The 23,524-nt window shown below is 72.8% G+C and carries 22 protein-coding genes; 5 read left to right on the top strand and 17 right to left on the bottom strand.

What is annotated here, in order from left to right; all coding sequences use genetic code 11:
• Nucleotides 1-4: 4 nt before the first annotated feature.
• From hypF to ACFVWU_RS34750, 13 genes are all read right to left on the bottom strand, one after another.
• Complete coding sequence (gene hypF / locus ACFVWU_RS34810; protein ID WP_387628291.1) at nucleotides 5-2,323, bottom strand: carbamoyltransferase HypF; 2,319 nt, start codon at nucleotides 2,321-2,323, stop codon at nucleotides 5-7.
• On the bottom strand, nucleotides 2,320-3,072 hold the full coding sequence (gene hypB / locus ACFVWU_RS34805) for a hydrogenase nickel incorporation protein HypB (RefSeq protein ID WP_387628289.1): 753 nt from the start codon (nucleotides 3,070-3,072) through the stop codon (nucleotides 2,320-2,322). The genes hypF and hypB overlap by 4 nt, the downstream gene beginning before the upstream one ends.
• A gap of 4 nt (nucleotides 3,073-3,076) precedes the next feature.
• Nucleotides 3,077-3,457, bottom strand: coding sequence for a hydrogenase maturation nickel metallochaperone HypA (locus ACFVWU_RS34800; RefSeq protein ID WP_387628286.1), 381 nt, complete (start codon nucleotides 3,455-3,457; stop codon nucleotides 3,077-3,079).
• Nucleotides 3,458-3,573: 116 nt separating this feature from the next.
• Nucleotides 3,574-3,678 carry a DUF6893 family small protein gene (locus tag ACFVWU_RS34795; protein ID WP_380658794.1) on the bottom strand — a complete coding sequence of 35 codons (105 nt, stop codon included), beginning with the start codon at nucleotides 3,676-3,678 and terminating at the stop codon, nucleotides 3,574-3,576.
• Nucleotides 3,672-4,178, bottom strand: a complete 507-nt coding sequence (locus ACFVWU_RS34790) for a hydrogenase maturation protease (RefSeq protein ID WP_387628283.1) — start codon at nucleotides 4,176-4,178, stop codon at nucleotides 3,672-3,674. The genes ACFVWU_RS34795 and ACFVWU_RS34790 overlap by 7 nt, the downstream gene beginning before the upstream one ends.
• Nucleotides 4,175-5,545 (bottom strand): hypothetical protein, encoded by a 1,371-nt coding sequence (locus tag ACFVWU_RS34785; RefSeq protein ID WP_387628280.1) that lies wholly within the window; start codon nucleotides 5,543-5,545, stop codon nucleotides 4,175-4,177. The genes ACFVWU_RS34790 and ACFVWU_RS34785 overlap by 4 nt, the downstream gene beginning before the upstream one ends.
• Complete coding sequence (locus ACFVWU_RS34780; RefSeq protein WP_387628277.1) at nucleotides 5,542-6,186, bottom strand: DUF6084 family protein; 645 nt, start codon at nucleotides 6,184-6,186, stop codon at nucleotides 5,542-5,544. The genes ACFVWU_RS34785 and ACFVWU_RS34780 overlap by 4 nt, the downstream gene beginning before the upstream one ends.
• Before the next feature lie 73 nt (nucleotides 6,187-6,259).
• Nucleotides 6,260-6,907 (bottom strand): DUF5947 family protein, encoded by a 648-nt coding sequence (locus ACFVWU_RS34775; RefSeq protein ID WP_387628274.1) that lies wholly within the window; start codon nucleotides 6,905-6,907, stop codon nucleotides 6,260-6,262.
• Entirely contained in the window at nucleotides 6,904-7,371 is a 468-nt protein-coding gene (locus tag ACFVWU_RS34770) for a thioredoxin (RefSeq protein WP_387628272.1), read from the bottom strand. The genes ACFVWU_RS34775 and ACFVWU_RS34770 overlap by 4 nt, the downstream gene beginning before the upstream one ends.
• The gene (locus tag ACFVWU_RS34765; RefSeq protein ID WP_387628269.1) at nucleotides 7,368-9,155 is read right to left on the bottom strand and encodes a nickel-dependent hydrogenase large subunit; all 1,788 of its coding nucleotides are present in this window, start codon (nucleotides 9,153-9,155) and stop codon (nucleotides 7,368-7,370) included. Before ACFVWU_RS34765 ends, ACFVWU_RS34770 begins: the two co-directional genes overlap by 4 nt.
• A gap of 104 nt (nucleotides 9,156-9,259) precedes the next feature.
• Entirely contained in the window at nucleotides 9,260-10,306 is a 1,047-nt protein-coding gene (locus ACFVWU_RS34760; RefSeq protein ID WP_387628267.1) for a hydrogenase expression protein HypE, read from the bottom strand.
• Nucleotides 10,307-10,439: 133 nt separating this feature from the next.
• Nucleotides 10,440-12,131 (bottom strand): hydrogenase maturation protein, encoded by a 1,692-nt coding sequence (locus ACFVWU_RS34755; RefSeq protein WP_387628265.1) that lies wholly within the window; start codon nucleotides 12,129-12,131, stop codon nucleotides 10,440-10,442.
• Nucleotides 12,132-12,255: 124 nt separating this feature from the next.
• The gene (locus ACFVWU_RS34750) at nucleotides 12,256-12,672 is read right to left on the bottom strand and encodes a hypothetical protein (protein WP_387628262.1); all 417 of its coding nucleotides are present in this window, start codon (nucleotides 12,670-12,672) and stop codon (nucleotides 12,256-12,258) included.
• 365 nt (nucleotides 12,673-13,037) lie between these two features.
• Here ACFVWU_RS34750 and ACFVWU_RS34745 point away from each other — a divergent pair, with 365 nt between their 5' ends.
• The 4 genes from ACFVWU_RS34745 (at nucleotide 13,038) to ACFVWU_RS34730 (ending at nucleotide 15,841) form a co-directional block, all read left to right on the top strand.
• On the top strand, nucleotides 13,038-13,463 hold the full coding sequence (locus ACFVWU_RS34745) for an SsgA family sporulation/cell division regulator (protein WP_387628260.1): 426 nt from the start codon (nucleotides 13,038-13,040) through the stop codon (nucleotides 13,461-13,463).
• Between the two features lie 73 nt (nucleotides 13,464-13,536).
• Nucleotides 13,537-13,911, top strand: coding sequence for a cupin domain-containing protein (locus ACFVWU_RS34740; RefSeq protein ID WP_387628257.1), 375 nt, complete (start codon nucleotides 13,537-13,539; stop codon nucleotides 13,909-13,911).
• Nucleotides 13,912-14,358: 447 nt separating this feature from the next.
• Nucleotides 14,359-14,796 carry a PPOX class F420-dependent oxidoreductase gene (locus tag ACFVWU_RS34735; protein ID WP_387628256.1) on the top strand — a complete coding sequence of 146 codons (438 nt, stop codon included), beginning with the start codon at nucleotides 14,359-14,361 and terminating at the stop codon, nucleotides 14,794-14,796.
• 439 nt (nucleotides 14,797-15,235) lie between these two features.
• Nucleotides 15,236-15,841: a YcxB family protein gene (locus ACFVWU_RS34730; RefSeq protein WP_387628254.1), complete on the top strand. Its 606-nt coding sequence runs from the start codon at nucleotides 15,236-15,238 to the stop codon at nucleotides 15,839-15,841.
• 103 nt (nucleotides 15,842-15,944) lie between these two features.
• On the opposite strand, the gene ACFVWU_RS34725 is transcribed toward ACFVWU_RS34730, so the two are convergent.
• Nucleotides 15,945-16,412: a DUF3592 domain-containing protein gene (locus ACFVWU_RS34725; RefSeq protein ID WP_387628252.1), complete on the bottom strand. Its 468-nt coding sequence runs from the start codon at nucleotides 16,410-16,412 to the stop codon at nucleotides 15,945-15,947.
• 817 nt (nucleotides 16,413-17,229) lie between these two features.
• Between ACFVWU_RS34725 and ACFVWU_RS34720 the strand changes: the two genes are divergently transcribed.
• Nucleotides 17,230-18,384 carry a HEAT repeat domain-containing protein gene (locus tag ACFVWU_RS34720; protein WP_387628250.1) on the top strand — a complete coding sequence of 385 codons (1,155 nt, stop codon included), beginning with the start codon at nucleotides 17,230-17,232 and terminating at the stop codon, nucleotides 18,382-18,384.
• Nucleotides 18,385-18,608: 224 nt separating this feature from the next.
• On the opposite strand, the gene ACFVWU_RS34715 is transcribed toward ACFVWU_RS34720, so the two are convergent.
• From ACFVWU_RS34715 to ACFVWU_RS34705, 3 genes are all read right to left on the bottom strand, one after another.
• The gene (locus tag ACFVWU_RS34715; protein WP_387628248.1) at nucleotides 18,609-19,193 is read right to left on the bottom strand and encodes a hypothetical protein; all 585 of its coding nucleotides are present in this window, start codon (nucleotides 19,191-19,193) and stop codon (nucleotides 18,609-18,611) included.
• Between the two features lie 448 nt (nucleotides 19,194-19,641).
• Nucleotides 19,642-22,392, bottom strand: coding sequence for an alkaline phosphatase family protein (locus ACFVWU_RS34710; protein WP_387628245.1), 2,751 nt, complete (start codon nucleotides 22,390-22,392; stop codon nucleotides 19,642-19,644).
• 65 nt (nucleotides 22,393-22,457) lie between these two features.
• Nucleotides 22,458-23,524: ABC transporter permease (locus tag ACFVWU_RS34705; protein WP_387628243.1), on the bottom strand; the 1,067-nt coding region annotated here is incomplete at its 5' end.

Below are 23,524 nucleotides of genomic sequence, written 5' to 3'. Positions count from 1 at the left end.
GCTCTCACTCCTCCCGGGCGGCCGACGACCGGGCGGCCACCATCAGCTGGCCGAGCGCCAGCCCTCCGTCGTTGGGCGGCACCCGGCGGTGCCGTAGCACGGTGAAGCCGGCCGCTCCGAGGCCGCTCGCGCAGGCCGAGGAGAGCAGCGCGTTGGCGAACACACCGCCGCTGAGCGCCACCGTCGCGGTGCCGCACTCCGCCCGGACGGCCACGCAGATCCGCCGGACGACATCGGCCACCCCGGCGTGGAAGCGCGCGGCGACCAACCCGGTGGACGCGCCGGCGGCCACGTCCGCCACGACCCCGGCCAGCACCGGCCCGGGGTCGGCGATCCAACCGTCCGCCGCCGCCGACAGCCCGAACCCGTAGCCCGCCGCCGGGCCGTGGCCGACCGCCGCCGCCTCCAGTTCGATCGCCGCCTGGGCCTCGTACCCGGCCCGGTGGCAGACCCCTGCGAGCGAGGACACCGCGTCGAAGAGCCGGCCCATGCTGGAGGTCGGCACGCAGTTCAACCCGCGCTCCAACTGTCGCTCCAGAAGCCGGAGTTCCTCCTGCGGGCAGACATCGACCGGCGGCAGCCCGGGCGTCCAGGGCAGCCCGGCCGCACGCAGGTGCGCCAGCGCCGTCCGGTAGGGGCGCTCGACGGCGGCGTCCCCGCCCGGCAGCGGCACGTAGCCGAGGTGGGCGAGGCGGCGGAATCCGTCGTAGTCGGCCAGCAGCACCTCGCCGCCCCAGATCGCGCCGTCCTCGCCGTAGCCGGTGCCGTCGAAGGCCACCCCGAGCACCGGCCGGCCGCCGTCCAGGCCGTGTTCGGCCATCACCGCGGCGATGTGGGCGTGGTGGTGCTGCACCCGGCGCACCGGCCGGCCTGCGGCGGTCCGTTCGGCGTGCCGGACCGAGCGGTAGCCGGGGTGCCGGTCGGCGGCGAGCAGTTCGGGCCGCACCCCGCTGACCGTGCCGAGCTGCTCGACCGCGCGGTCGAAGGCGCGCAGCGTGGCAAGGTCGTCCATGTCGCCGATGTGCCCGGACAGCCAGGCGTAGCCGTCGCGGGCCAGCGCGAAGCTGTTCTTCAGGTCGCCGCCGACCGCCAGCACCGGGCGGACGGACACCGGCAGCGGGAGCGGCAGCGGGGCGTAGCCGCGCGAGCGGCGCAGCGGCAGCTGCTCGCCGTCCACCACCCGCACCACGGAGTCCTCGCACGGCACGTGGATCGGCCGGTCGTGGGTGAGCCAGCCGTCGACGAGCGGGGCGAGTCTGCTCAGCGCCTCCCGGTCGTCGGTGACGATCGGTTCGCCGGAGAGGTTGGCGCTGGTCATCACCAGGAGGTCCGGTCCGGCGGCGGCGATGAGCAGGTGGTGCAGCGGCGTGTACGGGAGCATCACGCCGAGGTCGGGGCTGCCCGGGGCGACCGCCGCGAGTTCGGGCGTCGACGGGAGGGTGCGGCGCAGCAGGACGATCGGCCGTACCGGTCCGGTGAGCAGTTCCCGCTCGACCGGGCCGACCGGCAGCAGGCCCTCGACGGTGGCGAGGTCACGGGCCATCAGGGCGAAGGGCTTGTCGCCGCGCCGCTTTCGCCGGCGCAGCAGGGCGACGGCTTCGGCGTGGCGCGCGTCGCAGGCGAGGTGGTAGCCGCCGATGCCCTTGACGGCGAGGATCGCCCCGTCGGCCAACAGTCGGCGGGCCTCGGTGAGCGCCTCCTCCCCCGCCCGCCCGGCAGTTCCGGGGACGGTCAGCGCGAGCCGCGGCCCGCAGGCGTGGCAGGCGACGGGCTGAGCGTGGAACCGGCGGTCGGCGGGGTCGGTGTACTCCCGCTCGCAGTCCGCGCACATCGGGAAGCCGGCCATGGTGGTGTTGGCGCGGTCGTACGGCAGGCCGGTGACGATGGTGTGCCGGGGGCCGCAGTTGGTGCAGCTGATGAACGGGTGCCGGTGGCGCCGGTCGGCCGGGTCGGCGAGTTCGGCCAGGCAGTCGGCGCAGACGGCGACGTCCGGCGGGATCAGGGTGGCGCGGGGGCCGCCGACGCGGGACGGGGTGATGGTGAAGCCGCTGTCGCCGGTCGCGGCGAGCGGCGCGTGCTCGACCGAGGCCACCTGGGCGAGCGGCGGCGCGTCGCTCGCCACCCGCAGGCAGAAGGCGTCCAGCGCTTCCCGGCTGCCCTCGACCTCGGCCAGCACGCCCTCGCCGGTGTTGGTGACGCTGCCGGCCAGCCCGAGTTCGCCGGCCAGCGTGAAGACGAACGGCCGGAAGCCGACCCCCTGCACGAGACCTCGGACGGCGACCCGCCGCCGCTCGCGGTCGGGTTCCGGGTGGCCGGCCGTCACCGGGGCGCCTGCGCCGCGTGGTGGTGCCCCCCGTGCGAGTGCCCGTGCCCGTGCCCGTGGGAAGCGGCGGCCATCACCGGCCGGTGCGGCTCGGCGCCGTCCAGCACGGCCAGCGCCCGGTCCAGCAGCGCCCCGACGCCGTCGCCGGTGCGGGCCGAGGTGTGCACCACCTCCACGCCGGGGTTGACGCGCTGGACGTTCGCCAGGAACGCCGCCCCGTCGAACTCGGCGGCCGCGGCGAGGTCCGCCTTGGTCACCAGCACCAGGTTGGCCAGCCCGAACGCGGTCGGGTACTTGAGCGGCTTGTCCTCGCCCTCGGTCACCGAGGCCAGCACCACCCGCAGCGATTCGCCGAGGTCGTAGGAGGCCGGGCAGACCAGGTTGCCGACGTTCTCCACGAACAGCAGCCGGCAGTCCTGCGGCAGCCAGCCGTCCAGGTGCCCGGCGAGCATCCGCGCCTCCAGGTGGCAGAGCCCGTCGGTGAGCACCTGCTTCACCGGTGCGCCCGAACGGGCCAGCCGCAGCGCGTCGTTCTCGGTGGCGAGGTCGGCGGTGAGCGCGGCAACCGCCACCCCGCGCCGTCGGGCCAGCCCCAACTCGGCCTCCAGTAGGGCGGTTTTGCCGCTGCCGGGGCTGGACAGCAGGTTCACCGCCACCGTCCCCCGGGCGGTGAGCGCCGTCCGCAGTTCGCGGGCGCTGTCGTCGTTGCGGGCGAGGACCGCCTGGCGCAGGTCGACCGTCTGGCACATCGCGTCAGCCTTTCTGTTCCGCCGGTGCGCCCGGGCGCCCGGCCCATTCGACGGCGAGGATCTGGAGCTCGCGCCCCGACAGCAGCTCGACTCCGCCGCCTGCGGAGCAGCTCGGGCAGCCGAGGTCGGGCGGCATGCCGACGGCCCACTCGACGGCGCAGGGTGCGCACCGGGCCCGCCCCGCGACGGTCTCGGTGTCCAGCACCGCGCCCTCCACCAGCGTTCCGGCGCAGGCCAGTTCGAAGCAGAAGTCGAGGGCCTCGGCCACGACCCCGGCCAACTCGCCCACCTGCAGCCGCACCCGCGCCACCCCGGGGGCCGCGTGGTCGCGCGCGGCCGCCTCCACCTGCTCGACGACGGCGGCGGCGATCGACATCTCGTGCATCGGTCTCTTCCCACGGCGGGCGGCAACGGGCCCCATTACAGGGGGCGGTGGCGGCCACGGCCCGAAGCCGCGCCGCCACCGCGCCCGGGGCTGCACCGTTCGCAGCAATCCGGGCCTCACATCCGCGAGATCTTCAGGTACCGCCTGAGGTCCGGCAGGCTCTGCCAGACCAGCGCGCCGATCCCCGCCAACAGGGCTGCGCAGAACAGCTTCCTCAGCATGGTGTTGTCTCCCTCTCCGGCTGCGTGGCCTCGTCCACGACCCGCAGGACCACTTGGACCGCCGCCTCGACGGCGGCGGCGACGGGCTCGCTCAGCCCGATGCCCTCCTCCAGCGATGCCGGCTCGCAGCCGACCACCAGCACCCGCCCGGGCGGCTCGCCGCCGGTGCCGGCGGCGAGCGTGGCGAGCAGTGCGAGCACGGCGTCCGGCCCCATCCGGTGCCCGTCCAGCACCGGCACCCCCAGCAGCTCGGCGGCCGCCTCGATGAGGTGGACGGTGCCGGGTACCCCGCCGCGGCAGGTGGCGTCCACCAGCACCGCGGTCCGGTAGCCGTCGAGCAGCCGGTACGCGAGGTCCACGCCGCGTACGCCGACGTCGACCACCTCGACGCCCTCGGGCAGCGGGTGGGCGGACAGCCGCCGGACGGTCTCGACCCCGAACCCGTCGTCGCCGAGGAAGATGTTGCCCACCCCGGCGACCAGCACGGTCCCACCCGTCACGACTCCTCCAGCGGCGTGACCTCGTCGGGCTGGAAGTAGCGGAAGCGTCCCTGTGCCCGCCACAGGTCCGCGCCCGGGTCGTCCTCGACGGTGACGGCCAGGTGCACCGAACCGTCGACGTCGTGCAGCACCGCCTCGACGACACCGGTGCGCCCGTCCAGGAAGAGGTCCTGGGCGTCGGTGCGCCGCCGTCCGGGGCGCAGCAGCACCCGGCTGCCGGCGCCGACCGGGCGGCCGTCGACCAGCACCCGGTCGCGCTCGGGGTCGACCTGCGGGTCGTTGCCCGGGTCCCACCAGGGCTGCTCCGCGTCGCCGGCGCCGCCGGTGATCTCGCGCAGCCCGCGGATGGCCCCGTGCAGGCGCTCCAGCACCTCCGGCGGCATGGACTCCGCGAGGTCGATCACCGCCCCGGCCCGCTCGTCGGTGCCCCTGGCCTCCCGCTTCTCGTCCTCGGTCAGGGCCGCCGTCCGCAGCGCCAGGATCTCGTCGATCTCGGTGGCGTCGTACAGGGTGCCGAGGCTCTCCGGGGCGATCCGCGGGTGGTCCTCCAGGATGATCGGCGAGGACAGCATCACCTGGGACCGGCCGTCCGGTCCGGCCAGGACGGGCCAGGTGCGCTCGTTGCGGCAGCGTTCGACGGCCGGCCGGGCCCACTCGGGCGGGTCGGTGACCGACAGGAACCGGCCGTGCTCCAGCCCGAGCAGCAGGTGGACGGAGACCAGGGAGCGCGGCAGCGCCTCCTCGCGTCCGGCCTGTTGGTCCGGCGTCCAGTCGGAGGCGTTCTCCACCACCGCCGTCAGCCGCTGCGCCCGGTACGGGCCGGGCAGCTCCTCGACCATCAACCGCACCAGGCCGTCGATCTGTTCGCGCCGCCGCAGCAGCCGTCCGACGGCGGTGCCGTCCTCGTTCAGCAGCTCCGTGCTGCCGACGCCCGGCAGCCGGAACCCCCGCTGCAGTCCTTCGTCACTCAACTCGTCGACAGGCAGGAGGAGTTCGATCCGCTCCTCGACGCCCTCGTCCCATTCGACGAGTACCCGGTCGGCGAGTTCCAGCCGCTCCACGGGCTCGAACCCACCGGTGGCGGTGGCCCGTTCGACGGTGCGGCGCTGGACCCGCAGGAAGCGCAGCTCGACCGCCAGCCGGTCGTCGCGGCGCGCCTCCATCACGCATTCGGTGCGCTGGTGGGAGTGCTCGCCGCCCTGCCTGGTGTACTCCGGCGGTACCAGGACGCCGAACTGCCAGCGCAGCTGGTTCTTGGCCGCCGACGCGCGGTACGGGTACAGCACGTAGCCTTCCAGCAGCACCGCGTCGGCGATCTGCCGGGCGGCCGCGAAGCCGCGCTCGATCCCGTCGGGGAATCCGCTCACCGGGCCTCCTCCCCGACCGTCGCCGCGGCCAGCAGTTGCCGCACCGTCGCCTCCCAGGAGGGCAGGGCCCGCCGGGAGCGGTAGGCCAGCAGGTCGTCCATGACGTCCTCCGGCAGACGCAGCCAGCCGCAGCCGGGGAAGTGCTGGTCGATCGCCTCCCGCCAGACCCGCACCGGCATCCGCACCCGGGCCTCCCGGTCCCAGGGCACGGGGGTGACCTGGAAGCCGCCGGGGCCGGCGAAGGCGGTGCCGGAGAAGAGCAGCAGCAGCGGCACCTCGCCGCCGTCCAGGGCCCGGAAGTAGCGGGCGGAGGCCACCTCCAGGTCGTAGCCGCACGGCACCGCGAGGTCGGCCTCGGTCTCGCCGGTGAAGCCGGGCACCAACAGGGGCACGGTGGCGAACTGGATCGGGTTGAGCGTGCTCGACCAGCGCTCCCGCTCGCCGAACAGGTCGCTCAGCCTCCCGCCCTCCCCGGTGGCGTACGACCGCCGGCCCGGTTCGATCCTCAGCTGGCACTGGAGGGCGAGGGCGTGCACCCGGGTGTCGGCCGGCGCCGTGATCCGCAGCCGGAACACCAGGGTCGGCGCGGCCGCGTAGGGGTCGGACCGCACGCCGGTGCAGCTGAAGCCGAGCGCGTTCATGCGCCCACCTCGCTACGCTCGGCGAGCGCTTCGCGCAACCCGCACCTCTCGATGGTTCGCTCACTTCGTTCGCTCACGCCGTCACCGCCGCGGGCAGCGGGCGGGCCCGGGCGGCCAACCGCTCGAAGAAGGCGTCGAGTTCGGCCCGCACCTCGGCCCCGCCGTCGAAGCCGTGCCAGCACCGCCGCAGCCGGCCGACCAGCTCGTAGCAGAGGTCGATCGGCACCAGGAAGCATTCGACCCGCCGGTCGGTGCGGCGCAGCAGCAGTGCCTCCACGTCCGGTTCCATGGCCGCGGCCAGGCGGCTGCCGCCGAGGGCGCGTTCCCAGGCCTCCTCGTCCACCTCGCTCTCGGTGGCGCCGGCCGGGCCGGGATAGAACGCGAGCACCCGGTCCAGCACGGCGTCACGGAACAGGAACGCGGTGCCGACCGGGATCCCCAGCACCGACCAGGCCCGTTCGTCCACCGCACCGTCCGGGTCCGCCAGGCAGCGGTCCGGCACGCTGCGGTAGCGGCCGCCGGCCGCGCCGGGCTGCTGGAACAGCAGGCCGCAGGCGGTGCAGGCGCAGGCCAGGGAGCGGTCCTCGACGTCCACCAGGTGGCGGTGGCCGGCGGCCAGGTCCTGGCCGCAGAAGGCGCACTGCTCGGGCCGCGGCGGCGCCGGCTCGCGCAGTCGGCGCAGCAGGGCGGTCCCGTCGCCGGCGACCCTTCGGGTGTTCACCGCGCCTCCGCGGGCAGCGGCGGGCGGGTGCCGATCTGGAGCAGCTGCGGGGCGCGCTCCAGCTCCAGGGCCGTCACCTCGGGCGCGTGGCAGGCGAGGACGGCCTCGACGTCCTGCTCCCCGCAGCCGCAGCCGGAGGCGGTCCGGCGCAGCCGCAGGGTGCCGGTGGCCGGTTCGAAGCCGAGCACCTCGATCCGCTCGGGCAGGGCGGCGAGCGCCCGGTCGATCCGGGCGGTGACGTCCTCGGGGTGCAGGTCGTGCAGGAGCAGCAGCCCGGCCACGGCGGGGTCGTCCAGCATCCGCTCCAGGGCGGGCGGGGGAAGGGCCGGGACGAGCCGGCTCAGGCCCTCGCCGTAGAACTCCATCAGGTCGCGGACCAGTTGCTCGCCCGCCCGCTCGGCGCCGCTGTCGGCCAGGGCGTCCAGCGCCTCCTGGATCCGCAGCCCGGTCTGCTCGGCCGTCATGCGGTGAGCCCGCTCAGGCCGGTGGGCACGTGCATGGTCTGCAGGGTGCGCCCGTTGCCGACGTACATGTGCACCCCGCAGGGCAGGCAGGGGTCGAAGCTGCGCACCGCGCGCATGATGTCGATGCCCTTGAAGTTCTCCGGGGAGTTCTCCTCGAAGATCGGCGTGTTCTGCACCGCGTCCTCGTACGGGCCGGGCGTGCCGTAACTGTCGCGGACGCTCGCGTTCCACGGGGTGGGCGGGTACGGGTGGTAGTTGGCGATCTTGCCGTCGCGGATCACCATGTGGTGCGAGAGCACGCCGCGCACGGCCTCGGTGAAACCGCAGCCGATCGACTCGTCCGGCACCTCGAAGCGCTCCCAGGTCTGGCTGCGCCCGGCGCGGACCTCGTCGAGCGCCTTCTCGGCGAAGTGCAGGGCGGCGGCGGCCGCGTACGCCTGGAAGTAGGTGCGGGCGCGGTTGCGCTCGATGGCGTTGCTCCACTGCGGGATCTTCCACTCGAAGGTGACCTCGGGCTTGGTCATCGAGCGGGGCAGGTTGATCCGGACGCTGTGGCCGGTGGCCTTGATGTAGCCGATGTCGACCAGCCCGGACAGGGCGGTGGACCACAGGCGGGCGATCGGGCCGCCGCCGGTGTCGAGGGCGAGGTGCTCCTTGCCGTCGAACCAGCGCGGGGACATCACCCAGCTGTACTTGTCGTCGAAGTTGCGCTTCTGCGGCTGCGGGATGGTGTGCTGGTTCCACGGGTGCCGGGGGTCGACGGGGTTGCCCAGCGGGTCGTGGGTGACGAAGAGTTCCTTGCCCTGCCAGTCCTCGTAGTAGGAGCTGCCGAGCAGGATCCGGATGCCGAGGTTGATCTGCGTCAGGTCGTTGGTGACGAGCTTGCCGTCCACGATGACACCGGGGGTGACGAACATCTTGCGACCCCAGTCCGTCATGTTGCGGTAGGTGAAGTCGCAGTGGTCCGGATCGTTGAGGCTGCCCCAGCAGCCGAGCAGGACCCGGCGCCGGCCGACCTCCTCGTAGCCCGGCAGCGCCTGGTAGAAGAAGTCGAAGAGGTCGTCGTGCAGCGGCACGACCTTCTTCATGAACTCGACGTAGCGCATCAGCCGGGTCAGGTAGTCGGTGAACAGCTGCACCGTCGCGACCGTGCCGACGCCGCCCGGGTAGAGCGTGGAGGGGTGCACGTGGCGGCCCTCCATCAGGCAGAACATCTCCCGGGTGTACCGGCTGACCTGGAGCGCCTCGCGGTAGAACTCGCCCTCGATCGGGTTGAGCGAGCGCATGATGTCGGCGATGGTCTTGTACCCGTGGTCGCGGGCGTGCGGGGCCTCGGTGCGCTCGGCCAGCTCCAGGACGCCGGGGTTGGTCTCACGGACCATCTTCTCGCAGTAGTCGACCCCGACCAGGTTCTCCTGGAAGATGTTGTGGTCGAACATGTACTCGGCGGCCTCGCCGAGGTTGATGATCCACTCGCCGAGGTGCGGGGGCTTCACCCCGTACGCCATGTTCTGGGTGTAGACCGAACAGGTGGCGTGGTTGTCGCCGCAGATCCCGCAGATCCGGCTGGTGATGAAGTGCGCGTCGCGCGGGTCCTTGCCCCGCATGAAGACGCTGTAGCCGCGGAAGACCGAGGAGGTGCTGTAGCACTCCGCGACCTTCTTCTGCTTGAAGTCGATCTTCGTGTGGATGCCCAGGCTGCCCACGATCCGGGTGATCGGGTCCCAGGACATCTCCGTCAGGCCACTGCCGTCGCCGGCCGCCCTGGTCGTCGGTGTTGCCATCGTGTCTGCGTGTCCTTGTCTACGGGGTCTAGGGGGTCTACGGGGTCTACGAGCGGGGCGGAGGTCGACGGGGCCGCACACCGGGGCGGTGTGCGGCCCCCCTGTCACCAGGGCGGGCGGTAACCCGTGGTCAGGTGGCGGCCGGTGCGGCGCCACTTCGGTTCCTTGTCGACGGTCTTCTGGGTGATCGCGCGCAGCCGCCGGATCAGCGGTCCGTACGCCGAGCTGGTACCGGAGGAGATCCGTGAGCCGGGCGGCGGGTCCATGAAGGGCATGAACTTGTCCGGGAAGCCCGGCATGGTGCAGGCGATGCAGATGCCGCCCACGTTCGGACAGCCGCCGACGCCGTTGATCCAGCCGCGCTTGGCGACGTTGCACTTGACGACCGGGCCCCAGCAGCCGAGCCGCACCAGGCACTCGGGGGTGCCGTAGTCGGTGGCGAACTGACCCTGTTCGTAGTAGCCGCCGCGGTCGCAGCCCTCGTGCACGGTGGCGCCGAACAGCCAGGTGGGGCGCAGCTTGTCGTCGAGCGGGATCATCGGCGCAGAACCGGCCAGCTGGTAGAGCAGGTAGGTGAGCGTCTCGGCGAAGTTGTCGGGCTGGATCGGGCAGCCGGGCACGCAGACGATCGGGAGTCCGGCCTTGGACTTCCAGTCCCAGCCGAGGTAGTCCGGCACGCCCATCGCGCCGGTCGGGTTGCCGGCCATCGCGTGGATGCCGCCGTACGTGGCGCAGGTGCCGATCGCCACCACGGCGGTCGCCTTGGGGGCGAGCCGGTCGAGCCACTCACTGGTGGTGACGGGCTGGCCGGTGGCGGGATCGTCGCCGAAGCCGCACCAGTAACCCTCCTTCTTGATCCTCTCGTTGGGGATGGACCCCTCGACGACCAGGACGAACGGCTCGATCTCGCCGCGGTCGGCCTTGAAGAACCACTCGACGAAGTTGTCCGCGCCCTGGGCCGGGCCGCACTCGAAGTCGATCAGCGGCCAGTGCACCGCGACCTTGGGCAGGCCGGGCAGCGCGCCGGTGACGATCTCCTCGATGCTCGGCTGCATCGCGGCGGTCAGCGAGACGGAGTCGCCGTCACAGCTGAGGCCGGCGTTGATCCAGAGAATGTGCACGACGTCGGTGTCGGTTGTTGCAGCACCCATGAGGATGCCTCCTCGGGGATGGGAGCCGGACGAAATGGCTCGAAACCAGTCATAGCAACCGATCGGATTCAACGCCGTTCCAAAGGCCCGACCGGGTTCCCCGGGGGGACGCAAGCGGGCGGGGCCGTTCGGGTCACGTCCGCGCGGCCGGCCCGGCGGGCGCTGGGCACTTGCGGACGAACGCGGACCGCAGCGCGTGGTACGGCGATTCGGGGGTGAAGAACTGCCGGCGCATCACCGCGAGCTCCTCCTCCCGGTACGCGTCCAGCGGCTTCGCCCGCTCGTCGGCCTCGCGTGCGGCCTTCTTCGCCGTGATCCGGTGCTGGGTGGCGGGCGAGGCCGCGAGCAGCCCGGCCAGGCGGGCCGCGCTCGGCCCGAACTCCTCCGGCCCGCAGTCCAGTACGCGGTCGACCAGGCCGGTCCGCTCGGCGGCCGAGGCCGACACCGGGAGCGCCTGCCGGGTCAGCCGCTCGGCCGCCGCCGCGCCCACCCGGCGCGGCAGGGTGTACGTCCAGTACTCCGAGCCGTACAGCCCCATCAGCCGGTAGTGCGGGTTGAGGACGGAACCGCCCCGGCACCACACCTCGTCCGCGGCCAGGGCCAGCATCACGCCGCCGGCCGCGGCGTTCCCCGCGACCGCGGCGACCACCAGGCGGTCGGTGGTGGTGAGCACCTCGCCGACCAGGTCGTCCATCGCGGTGATGTTGGCCCAGGACTCGGCCGCCTGGTCCGGCGCGGCCTCGATGACGTTGAGGTGGATGCCGTTGGAGAAGAAGTCCCGGCCGCCGCCGAGCACCAGCACCGAGGTCGGGCGGGCGGCGGCGAAGCGGTACGCCGCCAGCAGCCGTCGGCAGTGGTCGGTGGACATCGCCCCGCCCGGGAACGAGAAGCGCAGGAAGCCCACCGGGCCGTCCTCGCGGTAGCGGATGTCCGACCACGCCGGGCCCTCGTGCTCACCGGGCACCAGCGGTGCCGCCGCCTCCGGCAGCGGCGGCAGCAGGGCGCCGAGGGCCGTCACCGCCGGGAGCTTGAACGTGGCGGGCCCGCCGGGCGTGCGGCGGCGGCGAAGTTCGGGGATCCACACTGCGCCGTCCGGAGTAGCCCGGCACACCGCCCCGGCCCGGGTGGCGAGCAGCTCGCCCGGCCGGCCGCGCAGCACCGGCTCGCGGTGGCCGCCGTGCAGGTACCACTCGCCGCCGCACAGCGTGTCGAGCACCCCGGGCTGGGAGTCGGCCGCGCGGAGCCTGCGCAGCACCGCCTCGGTGGAGTCGCCCGCCCAGTCGATCCGGCGCTCCTGCTGGCGTAGGAAGGGCCGGGTGCGCACCGCCTCCCGCCAGCCGGGGCCGTGCTGCGGCTGCGGCACGTACGCGCCCGAGGCGACGCGCTCCACGGCGAGCAGCGTGGCGGCCACGGCCGCGTCGGAGACCTCGTTGCGGTACAGGTCGCTCTTGCCGCGCGCGGGCAGCCGGCAGGGGGCCCAGGCCCAGACCGGTCCGGCGTCCATCTCCGCCTCGGCCTGGAGCACGGTGACGCCCCACTCGGTGCGGCCGTCCTGGATCGCCCGGTCGAGGGAGGAGGGGCCGCGGTCCCCCGGCGGGCCGGGATGGACGATCAGGCAGGTGAACTCCGACCAGACGTCCTGCGGGATCGCCGTGCGCAGCATCGGGGCGAGCACCAGGTCCGGCCGCAGGCGGTCAACCGCGTCCACCAACTCGTCGTCATCACCCGCCAGTTGGAAGTCCACCGTGTGGCGCCGGTCACGCAGCTCGGCGTGCAGCCGCTGGCTGAGGCTGTTGAACGCGCTGGCGAGGAGCAGGATCCGCATGTCCGCCTCCGACGGTGAGGGCCTCCGGGAACCCGGAGATCATGACCCCGCACCCGCCCGGCCCCCGGCCCGGCCGCCCCGCCGCGCCGCCCGTTCACTCGGGCGGCGGGGCGGCGGCGCCCGCTCAGATCCGGCGCCGGCGGCGACCGAGCAGCAGCACGGTGAGGGCCGCGGTGGCGACCCCCTCGGCCCAGGCGGCGAGCGTCTTGTCGCCGAACCAGACCGGCTCGTGCATGTTCGGCAGCGGTCCGAGGGCGCCGACGTCCACGTAGCGGTAGAGCAGCAGCGCGCCGAGCCCGGAGGCGGCGACCAGCCAGGCGAAGAGGTCGCCGGACCGGCGCCGCCAGAGGAGCACGAGGACCACGGCCAGGCTGGCGGCGGCGGCCTCGGCGCGGAACAGCGTGCCCTGGGTGAGGGAGTCACCGACGGCGTCGTACTGGTCGGCGAGCCGGGCGTGGACGGCCGCGTCCACGGCGAGTCCGGCGGCGGCCAGCAGGCGCAGCACGAGGTGGGTGGGCCTTCGGCCTTCCGGAAGGACCATGGCCGGTCAGCCGACGGTGAGGACGGCCGGGCGCAGGAGCGCGGCGGCTGCCCGGAAGGAGCGGGGGCTGGTCATGTCGGGGCTCCGTTCGGGAAGGGGGGCACTGACCCGAGCACGTATGCCGAGGATCCTGGCGGACAGGGCCCCCACCGCCAGGCCAAGCCCTCCGAACAGTCCGGTGTTTCATTCCCACGGGTGACGGTGAGGTCCAGGGCTCGAGCCGCGCGAGGCCGGTCCGCTCGCGGTGTGCGAAGGGGTTGTGGAGGTTCCGGCCCCGCGCGGTGCCCCTCGGCGCACCGGGTAGGCGCCCCTCAGGTGCGCCGGTCCGCCCGGGCCGGCCGGTGTGATCATAGGAGGCCGATTCGATGCAGTTGTCCACGGTCCGCCCGGTGCCCGTCACGTTCCCGGACAGTGCGCTGCCCGACGTCCCGGTCGACGCCGAACTCCGCTTCGACGCCAGCCTGCCGTACGCCGCCTGTCTGGCCTTTCCGCTGACTCCGTGCCGGTGCACCGGCGACGGCGCCCAGGTGTGCTGGTACTTCAGCCGCGAACTGCTGAACGAGGGCCGGCACGAGCCCGTCGGCCGCGGCGACGTGAAGGTCCGTCCGGGTCCGGAGGGCGAGGTCCTCATCACCCTGCAGGGGCCCACCGGCAACGCGGCCGTGCTCAGCGCCCCGGGGGAGGCCGTCACCGCGTTCCTCTCGGAGTCCTTCGCGCTGGTGCCCGCGGGATCGGAGTCGGACCACCTCGACGTCGACGCCGCCGTCGCCCGGCTGCTCGCCGACGACTGACCGGACGTACCCGCCCTTCCGTAGAATCCGCAGGTCGATCCCGCCGTACCCCACTCACCTGCAGGAGGCCGCGTTGACGCCCAACCCCGGGCCCGGTGTGCTCACCCAGCTGGAGTCGCTGCTCCACGACGCTCCGGCCGACCGGAGCGGGGCGCTGTGGCGACTCGCCGAGGAGGGGCGCCAGTTGGACGCGAACATCATCCGCCTGCCGCCGAACGCGGAGGTCGCCGAGCACGTGGAGCCGGACCTCGACGTCCTCGTCCAGGTGCTCGGCGGGAGCGGCCGCCTGGAGACGGACAACGGTCGCCAGACCCTGTCCCCCGGGTGCACCGCCTGGCTGCCGCACGGCGCCCGCCGGGCCCTCGCCGCGGACGCGGACGGCCTGGTCTACCTCACCGTCCACCGCCGCCGGCCCGGCCTGGGCATCCGCCCCGCCCCCGCCTCGTAGCGGGCCGGGTACGGGCGCGGAGGTGCCTTGGGCGCCGGCGGAGGATCGGTGTCGACCGGCTTCGCCGCAGGTCGCGGCCATGCTGCCCGGCATGCGGAGGTCCCCGCCGTTCGCGTACAGGTGGCCGGCGGGGCCGCCGATCCGCCTCCACTGCGTACCGAGGCGCTCGTCCCAGCGCAGCACCCCCATTGTCCGGTCCGTCCCGCCGGACAATCGCATGGTCCGGTACCGACCTGCGGCTTTGCCCGTTGGCCGTTGACGGACAATCGGACCCCTGGCGCACTGCGGCAACGGCCTCGGCCGGATCGGCGGTGGAGTGCCGCATCCGCCCGCGGCCTTCCTGGCACTGCTCGTGTTCATTCGGGCCGGGCTCGCTACTCTGAGGCAACATCGGGTGGGCGGGCACCGGTCAGGGACCGCTCTGGGAACGAGGTGAGAGGGTGGCCGGTGGGCATCTGGACGGAGGACATCCGGGCACGGGTGGCGGAGCCGCGGATCTGGTTCGTGGCGACCACCGGGGTGGACGGCGCCCCGCACGTCACCCCGATGTGGATCGGTCTGGAGGGTGAACGGGTGTTCTTCAACACCTCCATCGGCCGGATCAAGGAGCGCAACCTTCGCCACGACCCCCGCGTCTGCCTCTCCAACTCCGATCTGGCCGATCCGTACGACCGTATCCAGATCCATGGCCGGGCCGTCGAGTTCGTGACCGGTGAGCAGGCCGACCGGCAGATGGACCGCCTCGCCCACAAATACCTCGGCGTCGAAGAGTACGGCTGGCGCATTCCCGGCGAGCGGCGGGTCACCGTGTTCATCGAGCCCACCCGAATCCGCCGAATCGTCGGGGTCGAACCGCTGCCGGCCGCCGCCCGGCACACCGGTTGACCTCGGTGTCCTCCAGGAGCGGAGGGCCTGAGTCCCGGTCGGATCCGTCGTCCTCGGCTCGGGCATCGTCAACACGTCGCTTGTGGCGACTCGGACGGTCGGCGAACGTCCAAGGGCGGTGACCGGCTCAGCGGCGCACGGACCGGCCCCCACCGAGGCGGTCAACTCGGTCAGGGCCGCGATCGGCCACCGGCCGGTGAAGGCCGTCGATGTCAGCGGGGCCGTCGGCGCCTGGAACCCCTCGTACCTCGAGAAGGCCGTCGAGCGGTACACCGATGGGCCCCGAACCGACGGGCGACACGAAGGGGATCGGTGACGTGGCGGCCGAGCTCCTGGACCAGCGGCGAGAGAAGGTCGCCATCCGGGACGTACCGGACGGCGACATCACCAGGTGAACCACTGAACCACGCCCGACCGCGCGGCTGCGCCGCGTCACGCAATGCCCGGCAGCACGACGGGCAGCCTGTGCGACGGCGGGCCGCACGTCGACAGGACGGGCCGGGGGCGATCCTTCGCCACCGACCGCAACACCGAGAGAAACCGACGACTCCTCATGGACATCACCGCGACGTTCCGGCTGACCGAGGCCGACTTCCGCACAGCGATACGCAACAGCCCGGCGGTCCGAGGCATCTCGGTCTTCGGTGTCCTGTTCTTCATGGTGGGCCTGCTCACCCTGCTTGTCGGCACCGAGCCGAGGATCTGGCTGGTGATCACCGGTCCGGTGATCCTCGCGTTCGCCGAACTGGTCGTCGTCCGCCAGGCCGCCCGCAAGAGCGCTCCGCTCCTCGCCGAGCCCTGGACCGTACGGATCACCGACCAGAACTACGCCCTCAGCACCGCCGTCAGCCAGGCCGAGGTCGCCTGGAGCGCGTACCGCCAGGTGACCGCGCGGTCCGGCTTCTGGTACCTGCAACAGACCAACAAGGCCGTCGCCTTCATTCCGCAGCACGCCTTCGACGCGGCGCAACTCGCCCAGGTGTCGGCCTTCTTCGCCGACCGGCTGCCGCCACTGAAGCGCCCCTGGTACCTCCCGTTCGCCTGATCCCGCCGCGTGCGCCCGCCTCCGGCACCGGCGGGGTGTCCGGCACAGCTGGAGACCGTCGCGGCCGCCTGAAGGGCGGCCTGACGGGCGGCCTGACGGGCGGTCACCGGTACCCCGCTCCCGCCAGGTCTCCCTGGACGAACAGCACCAGCCCCAGGCAGGCCAGGCCCAGGGCGGGCAGGAGGCCGAAGGCCATGGCCACCAGGAGCGGCATGGTGCTCGGCGGGACGAGGACCGCGCGCTCGGGCCGGGAGAGCCGGTAGTACACCTGGACCTCGTCATCGATCCGGCGCCACCGGCCGGAGCGGTCCACGAGCTCGATCTCCCGGCCGTCCTCGGTCGTGAACACCAGGACCGGCCGCGCGGGCCAACGGCGGCGCCGCAGGCGCGGTCCTTCGGTGACCCGCCGGACCTCGACGCACCGGGCGGTGGCCGTCCGCCCGTCCGGCCGCACCCGCCCGCCGACCGTGATCCGCCGCCAGAACGCACCGGCGGCCGCCGCTCCCACCGCGCCGACGGCGCCGCCGAACAACCCGAGCATCACCCCGGGCAACCCGCTGACCCAGACCATGGCGTCCCTCCCCGCCCCGAGCGTGCCCGCGGCGACACCCCGGCACACGGCCGCGCTCCGCGCGCATCGGCTCTCACCCGAGAACGCGGTCCTCCGCTCCGGGGCCCACCGCGCGGGCAACAGCCGCCGGGGTCGCGCTGCCGGGGCCGGACGCGCCGGGCCCACGGGAGTTCGGGTGCGTGCGCTCAGTGGTGGAACACCCGTGCGGCGCTGTCCAGCCAGGTCCAGTCGACCGGCGTGTACTGCTTCTTCAGCGCCAGGCGCCCAAAGCCGTAACCCTTGAGCGCGGTCTCGACGGCGGCTCCCCGGCGAGGGCTTCCCCACCCGTGTCGTCTGCACCAGCGATGGGAACTCCACCACGTTCGTCCGCCCCGGCGGATTCCCCAGCATCTCGATGCCGTAGTACTCCGGTGAGGCTTCTCCATGTGACCTGGTCGACGGCCCGGCAGCGGGAAGTCCAGCGGGACCGGCGCATCAGTGGGACGGCTTTGAGGAGGTCGTCCCACACACGGGTGGCCGCGACGCACGTACCGACACCGGCGGGCGTGCCCCTGATGGCGCCGACGCCGTAGGGACCGTGCCACATTGTGGCCGCGGTCGGGAGCAAAGCGGCGGGGTCCAGCTGCCGGCAGACGGCGAATCTCGGCCCGCCCGGAGTTCACGAGGTCGGGCGCGCGCCGCCTTCGGTGCCCTGTGTCGGCGAGCACGCGCAGCAAGCCCGGTTCGAGGCCCAGCACAGACCTTTCAATGCCCTCACGTCCCGACCACGTGGGGAAAACCCGTTGGCCGCCGACGTCCCTGCTGGCACGATCCTGGGATGACCGACCACTGCGACGCCGTCCTCCGTCTGTGGGGTCGCCAGCTGTACGAGCGTCAGAGCGAACCACTCGCCTGGGCGCAGGCGGTCCTGCGGGCCACCGGTCGCCCGCCGACCGCCCTTGCCGCGGCGATGTCCGGCCGGCTCGACGCCCTCGCCCACGTCCCGTCCGACCGCGCATGGCCGCTGTTCCGTACGGTCGCCAAGCTGGCCGCCAACCTGCGCGGCGACGGCCGCTACGACGCGGACGTCGGCACCCGGATCGGCCCGCTGGCCCTGCGGCTGGGCGAGCTCGAACCGCCGCTCGCCGGCCCGCTCGGGGACGCGCTCGGCCACCCGCCGGACGGACCGGCGTCCCTGGTCACCGTCCACGCCGTCGAGCTGCGCGGGAACCGCACGACCCGGCTGCGGGCGATCGACGCGCTGCTGGAGTGGGCCGAGCTCGGCCACCCGCAGGCCCGGGCGGCCCTGTCCGAGGTCGCCTCCGACCACCGGACGCAGGACGTCACCGTCTGGACCAAGGCACTCAACCGGATCGCCCTGTTCGGCGACAAAAGCCTCGAGCCGGGCCTGCTGCGCGCGCTCGCCGACACCGGGCACCGCGGGGTGCGGTGGACGGCGCTCGCCTGCGCCGAACTCGGCTTCCGCCGGGCCGTTCCGCTGGTCACCGGTCTGCTGGAGCATCCCGACCCGATGGTCCGCGAGGGCGCCTGCGAGGCGCTCGGCCTCCTCGAGGAACGCACCGCCGTACCCGCCCTGGCAGCCCGGCTCAACGACGAGACCGACTGGGTGCGCAGCAGGGCCGCCCAGGCCCTCGGCGAGATCGGCGGCGACCAGGCGCTCGCCGTGCTCTGGCAAACGATGACGCAACGCCGCAACCCCAAGGCCGGGCATCTCGCCTCAGCGATCGCCGCCTTCGGCCCGCCGGTGGTGGAGGACCTGATCGCCCTCACCAGCGACCCCGACCCGGACCTGCGGGCACTGGCCTGCCGTGCCCTCGGCTCCACCGCCGACGACCGGGCCCTGCCCGTACTGGAACGCCTCGCCGCCCACGACCTCGCCAGAACCACCCTCGGCGGCCTGGTGGCAACCACCGCCAAGCAGGGGCTGCGCACCGCACACCGCATTCGCGCGCGCACCGCACCGCCCGCCTGAGCTCGACGCTCTTCTCGTTCTCGCCGACGTTTCTCCTGTCCTTCGTCGTCCCAGCCTGAGGCTCCGGATCAAGCGCGAGTAGGCGCGGCTCCCGAGGCGGAAGGCGGTCGGCCACACTCATGGATCACGTAGGTTGTGGGTTCGCGGGAGCCCAGGGAGCCCAGCCTGCTGGTGACCTTCCGTGATCCCCTGCGGCGTATCGGCCCCATGTCTGTCCGGCTGCCTCAGACGCGAGGCGGCAGCATTTCGATGATCTCGGCGATGCCGGCGAGAGGTTGGGCCTCGTGCATGGTTATCACGTCACCGGGTTTCAGATGCCGCCAGTGCTCGGGCTGCAGGGGAGCCAGGCGAACGTCAGCCGTCTCTCCGGGGCCGAGTTGCGGCGCGAACTCCACCCAAAGCCTTGCGATGTTCAGATCTCGTTGCCCGTCTGCGGTGCTGTTGCCGATGTCCCACAGCGGCCTGAGCCGGCCATCCCCCGAGAAGGCACTCTGGCGTCCGCCCTCGTCGGTTCCCAGCAGGGTCAGCGTCGCGCGAACGGTGCCGTGCATGACCTCCCAGCCCCGCCACTCGCACCAACGGCGGCTGCGGTCGAGCATCATCTGCCGGGCAGCCTCGGCGAGCATCTCCCAGAAGACGGTGGACACGGGATGGACGTCGGCGATCTCGATCAGCACGTCGAGCGCCATCTCCCATTCCTGGAGCGCGATCTCCTCGCGAACATTGCCGACCGTCTGGCCGTTCTCCGCCACGGCGTCCTCAGGCAGTAGGTCGACAGCCCGCCGAAGAAGTGTGAACGCGTCATCCATGCGCTGGATTCTCTCCTGCTCCGGGAAGCTTTGTCACAAGCGACCTGACGGGACCCGGCGGCACGACACGCCCGAACACTCCACCGACCTCAAGATCTATAGCCGCTACATTCAGAAACCCGTGCGCCGTCGCGCCAGTGCCGCGAGGTCGGCCTCGGCGGCCGCTGTTGCGCCACCGTTTTCTCGTCCGGTGGTCGATCCCCACACGTCGGCACGCTTCCGCAGTGCTCAGGCCTCTGGTCCATGAGCCGGAAGCATTCCTCCCGCTCACGGACCAGAGGCCCGGTGCTGCGATTCGCCCGGATCCCACGGATCTCGAAGGTCATCGCACTCCCCGGCTGAGGTGTTGCAACGATCTCGAGAACCCAAGGGCGGTGGTACCGGCCCGGGGCCCGATCAGGGTTCCCCAGCGCGATCGGGGCTGAATCGGAGTCGGATCAGAACCGGATCAGCCGTCGTTCTCCGCGGACGGCAGGTACGCGCCGGGCACGTCCTGCGGCGCGTGGATCTCACTCTCGCCCGGGTACGGGGTGGTCCAGTTGTGGGTCTGGTACCAGGTCAGGTGGTTCATCTGCGCCGGGTTCGCGCGGTCCGGCGCGGCGTTCGGGCCGGTCAGGCGCTGCTTGGACTTCCAGGTGTCCCACTGGTCCGCGACGGCGCGCTCCGCCGCCGGCGGCGCGGTCGTCACCGGGGCGGCGGCCGCGCCGCGGTCCTGCTGCCCAGGCACGTCGACGCCGCACGCGGGCGGCGTCTTGAGGCCGTCGGTCAGCGAGGTCCGGTTGGGCACCGCGGTGAACGGCGTGAAGTCCGGCTTGTCAGTGAAGGCCGTGGCCATCGGGCTGGCCGCGCTGTCCTTCTGGTTCATCGGGTGGATCCCGAGGATCTGCTCGATGGTGCGGATCATCGTGATCTGCGAGTAGTAGCGGCTGTCGACGGCCCCGTGCTGCGCCCAGGGGCTGATGATCTGGATCGGGGCGCGGTGGCCGTCCACGTGGTCGAGGCCGGCCTGGGAGTCGTCCTCGACCACGAAGACGGCCGAGTCCTTCCAGTACTCGCTGTGCGAGATCTCGTCGACGATCTTGCCGACCGCCAGGTCGTTGTCGGCGACCTGCGCGGCCGGGCTGGCCGGACCGCCGGTGTGGTCGCTGGACAGCCACAGCATGTTCAGGTTCGCCGGGCCGTTCTGCTCGAAGTCCTGCTTCCAGATCTGGTACCGGTACTGGTCCGGCACGTCCAGGTCGAACTTGGGGAAGCCGGGCACCGACACGTCGTTGAGCGAGGGGATCGGCGACGAGGAGTTGAGCGGGTAGGCGGTGTCCTGCCCGTTCGCGTCCATGGTCTTCGCGTCGCAGTACAGGTTCTGCCAGCTCGCACCGTCGGGCTTGGTGAGGAACTGGTGGAACTCCCCGAAGTCCCGCACGTCCTGGCCGGCCGCCTGCGCGCCGGTCCACAGGAAGCCCGACCGCTGGTGGCCCAGGCCGTCGTCCTCGGTGTCGTAGCTGCGCTCGTACTCGCCCGCCGAGGACTCGGTGTACTCCGGGTTGTCGGCCTGCATCAGCCAGTTGTGGCCCTCGGCGGAGTTCGTGCCGATGTCGTAGGTGTTGTCGTAGAGCCCGAACTGCTCGGCCAGCGCGTGCTGGTTGGGCGTCACGTTCGCGCCGAACTGGGCCAGTTTCGGGTCGCCGTTGCCCTTGGCCAGGTCCCCGAAGAGCTGGTCGTAGGTGCGGTTCTCCTTGACGATCAGGAAGACGTGCTTGATCGTCGACGGGTCGCCGATCCGCGTCGGCACCGGCACCGGCTTGGCCTTGTGCCGGCCGGCGGTCTGCACCGATCCGCTGGTCCAACCGTTCTGCCGGAAGACCTTGGCGGTCTGGGAGCGGATCTCACGGTCGCCGGGCAGCGTGAACTGGGTCAGGCTGGACGTGGTGTCGTGGGTGTTGTGCGCGCCGGTGCTGTTGGGCCGCCGCGCGTCGATGCCACGGGTGTTGGAGACGACCACCTTCGAGCCGACGGTGGTGATCTCGGCGGGGAAGTAGTCCGTGGGCAGCAGGCCGACGTAGCTGACCGGCTCCTGCGCACCGCTGTAGCGGTAGACGGCCACCGCGTTGGCCCGGCCGAGGGTGACCAGCAGGTGCCCGTCGTCGGTGAGCGTCACGGCGGTGGGCTCGTAGCCCACCGAGGCCTCCGGCCACGGCTTGGTGGAGATGCTCTGCACCACCTTGTCGTGGGCGGTGTCGATGACCGACACCTCGTCGCTGTTCGTGTCGGTGACGAACAGCGTCCCGTTCTTGGCGTACAGCGACGTCGGGTGCAGGCCGACCTCGATGGTGCCGACGGCGGCGGACGGGTCCGCGAGGTCGATCACGCTGACGGTGCCCGTGGTGGTGGCACCGGTGTCCGGGTCGGCCACCACCTGGGTGCCGTAGGAGTTGATCGTGTCGTCGTCGGAGGTGGCCGGGCGCCCGCCCTCGTTGCCGACGTACAGCTTGTGGCCGACCTGCACGATGCCGCGCGGCGCGTTGCCGACCGTCCAGCTCTGCCCGATCGCTCCGGTCGCCGCGTTGATCGCGACCACCCGGTTCTGCCCGTTGACCGCCGCGTACACCGTCTTGCCGTCGGCGGAGAACACCGCTCCGGACGCCAGCGCGTGCTTGTCCCCGTCGGCCGGGATCGCCACCGTCACCGGGTTGGCCAGGGAGCCGTCGGCGTTCACGGTGAACCTGGTGTAGCCGTTGAGCTGGCCCAGCCACAGCTGCGAGCCGTCCGGCGAGTACACCGGAGCCTCCTGGCCGACCGAGCCGTCGGTCAGGTGCAGGTCGTCGCCCTTGGCCTTGCCGACGCGCTGCTGCACCTTGCCGGTCTTCAGGTCCACCACGACCAGCGAGGCGTCGCCGTCGGCGACCGAGGCGGCCAGGTGACCGCCGTCCGGGCTGACCCGGGACGCCATGATCTTGCCGTTGTCGATGACCAGCCGATCCCCGTACGGGGCCAGGTACTGGTCGCTGGAGATGACCTGGCCGTCGGCGGTGACCTGGCCGACCTGGTCGGTGCCGAACTGGTGGGTGGTCGCGAAAGCCGTGCCCGTGGCCACGGCCACCGCCGTGATGCACGCCGTGGCGAGAGTGGCCCGGCGGCTCGCACGCCGACCGAGAAGGACGAAGTGGTCCTTCTGGACGCGTCGACGACGCGTTACCTGCATGGCGTCAGCCCTTCGTTGGGTTGGTTCGTTGACTTCATCGGGTGTGTCGCGGCCGCTGTGGCCGTTCAGTTCGTCGGGGCGGAGAGCAGCGTGACCTGACCGTCGAACTGCCACAGCGGGTTCGGCGCGTCCCCGGTCGGGGTGTGCACCAGGAAGTAGCCGTTCACTTCCTTGGGCCCGTCACCGTCGGCCATCAGCCGGCCGTCCGAGGCCACGTCGAGTTGGTAGACCGCCGTTCCCGGCGCGGCCGTCCCGGGCAGGTGCCAGGTGACGACGCAGCGCCAGTCGTTGCCCGGACCCTCTGGGTCGACCTGGCCGTCACTCCGGTCGCACGCCGCCGTGACCCGCAGCTGGTCCTCCGTGACGGCGGGGCGGCGCAGCTGCTCGGTCTGCAGCCGGTACAGGTGCGCGAACACGGTCGCGACCGACCGCTGCACCTTCTCCTGCGAGATCCCCGAACCCGTCGAGGGCGTGGCCGCCGCGACCGCCCCGAAGGTCAGCACGAGCAGCCCGGCCAGCGGCAGCACGCCGAAGGCGAGCGCGCGGCGCCCCGTGCCGTCCTCGCTGCCGTTGGTGAAGTCCCGCCGCACGAACAGCCGATAGGCCGCCGCCGTCGCCACCACGACCCACACCAGGCTGACCGCGACGGCGATCAGCAGCTCGTCGAGCCGCGCCGGGTCCGCGAACAGCCCGTTCCAGGAGACGAAGGCGTAGCCGGGCAGCGCGAGCCGCAGCGCCACGGGCAGCGGCAGCATCTGGGCGAGCTGCATCGCGACCGCCGCCAGCGCGGGAACCAGCAGCCCCATCGGCGAGCGCCCCAGGATGACGGAGCCGAGCAGCCCGATCGCCGCCAGCGCCAGCGTGGGCGCCAGCGCGCACCCCCACGCCAGCAGTACGCTCCCGGCCGCCTCCGACGGCGACAGCAGGTGCCCGTCGACGCCGACCAGCGGCCGGTTCCCGACCGCCGCCAGCCCGCCGACCGTGCTCGCGGCCACCAACCCGGCCACCAGCAGCACGAGCACGGTCGCGCTCGCCAGAGCCTTCGCCGCGAAGATCCGCCGCGGCGAGCGGACCGCCACCAGCAGGTGCCGCCAGGTGCCGAGCCGGTCCTCGGCGGCGAACACGTCACCGG

Source organism: Kitasatospora sp. NPDC058190, assembly GCF_042883685.1.
Taxonomy (GTDB): Bacteria; Actinomycetota; Actinomycetes; order Streptomycetales; family Streptomycetaceae; genus Kitasatospora.
The sequence above is the reverse complement of the archived record's forward strand: the minus strand, read 5'-3'. Positions and strand labels throughout refer to the sequence as shown.

Coding starts and splice junctions, on each gene's coding strand:
- ACFVWU_RS34730 (WP_387628254.1), top strand. CDS start 15,236: ATGCCCGGCAGCACGACGGGCAGCCTGTGCGACGGCGGGCCGCACGTC.
- ACFVWU_RS34760 (WP_387628267.1), bottom strand. CDS start 10,306: ATGGGTGCTGCAACAACCGACACCGACGTCGTGCACATTCTCTGGATC.
- ACFVWU_RS34795 (WP_380658794.1), bottom strand. CDS start 3,678: ATGCTGAGGAAGCTGTTCTGCGCAGCCCTGTTGGCGGGGATCGGCGCG.
- ACFVWU_RS34755 (WP_387628265.1), bottom strand. CDS start 12,131: ATGCGGATCCTGCTCCTCGCCAGCGCGTTCAACAGCCTCAGCCAGCGG.
- ACFVWU_RS34780 (WP_387628277.1), bottom strand. CDS start 6,186: ATGAACGCGCTCGGCTTCAGCTGCACCGGCGTGCGGTCCGACCCCTAC.
- ACFVWU_RS34800 (WP_387628286.1), bottom strand. CDS start 3,457: ATGCACGAGATGTCGATCGCCGCCGCCGTCGTCGAGCAGGTGGAGGCG.
- ACFVWU_RS34765 (WP_387628269.1), bottom strand. CDS start 9,155: ATGGCAACACCGACGACCAGGGCGGCCGGCGACGGCAGTGGCCTGACG.
- ACFVWU_RS34770 (WP_387628272.1), bottom strand. CDS start 7,371: ATGACGGCCGAGCAGACCGGGCTGCGGATCCAGGAGGCGCTGGACGCC.
- ACFVWU_RS34750 (WP_387628262.1), bottom strand. CDS start 12,672: ATGGTCCTTCCGGAAGGCCGAAGGCCCACCCACCTCGTGCTGCGCCTG.
- ACFVWU_RS34715 (WP_387628248.1), bottom strand. CDS start 19,193: ATGGATGACGCGTTCACACTTCTTCGGCGGGCTGTCGACCTACTGCCT.
- ACFVWU_RS34720 (WP_387628250.1), top strand. CDS start 17,230: ATGACCGACCACTGCGACGCCGTCCTCCGTCTGTGGGGTCGCCAGCTG.
- ACFVWU_RS34745 (WP_387628260.1), top strand. CDS start 13,038: ATGCAGTTGTCCACGGTCCGCCCGGTGCCCGTCACGTTCCCGGACAGT.
- ACFVWU_RS34725 (WP_387628252.1), bottom strand. CDS start 16,412: ATGGTCTGGGTCAGCGGGTTGCCCGGGGTGATGCTCGGGTTGTTCGGC.
- hypB (WP_387628289.1), bottom strand. CDS start 3,072: ATGTGCCAGACGGTCGACCTGCGCCAGGCGGTCCTCGCCCGCAACGAC.
- ACFVWU_RS34710 (WP_387628245.1), bottom strand. CDS start 22,392: ATGCAGGTAACGCGTCGTCGACGCGTCCAGAAGGACCACTTCGTCCTT.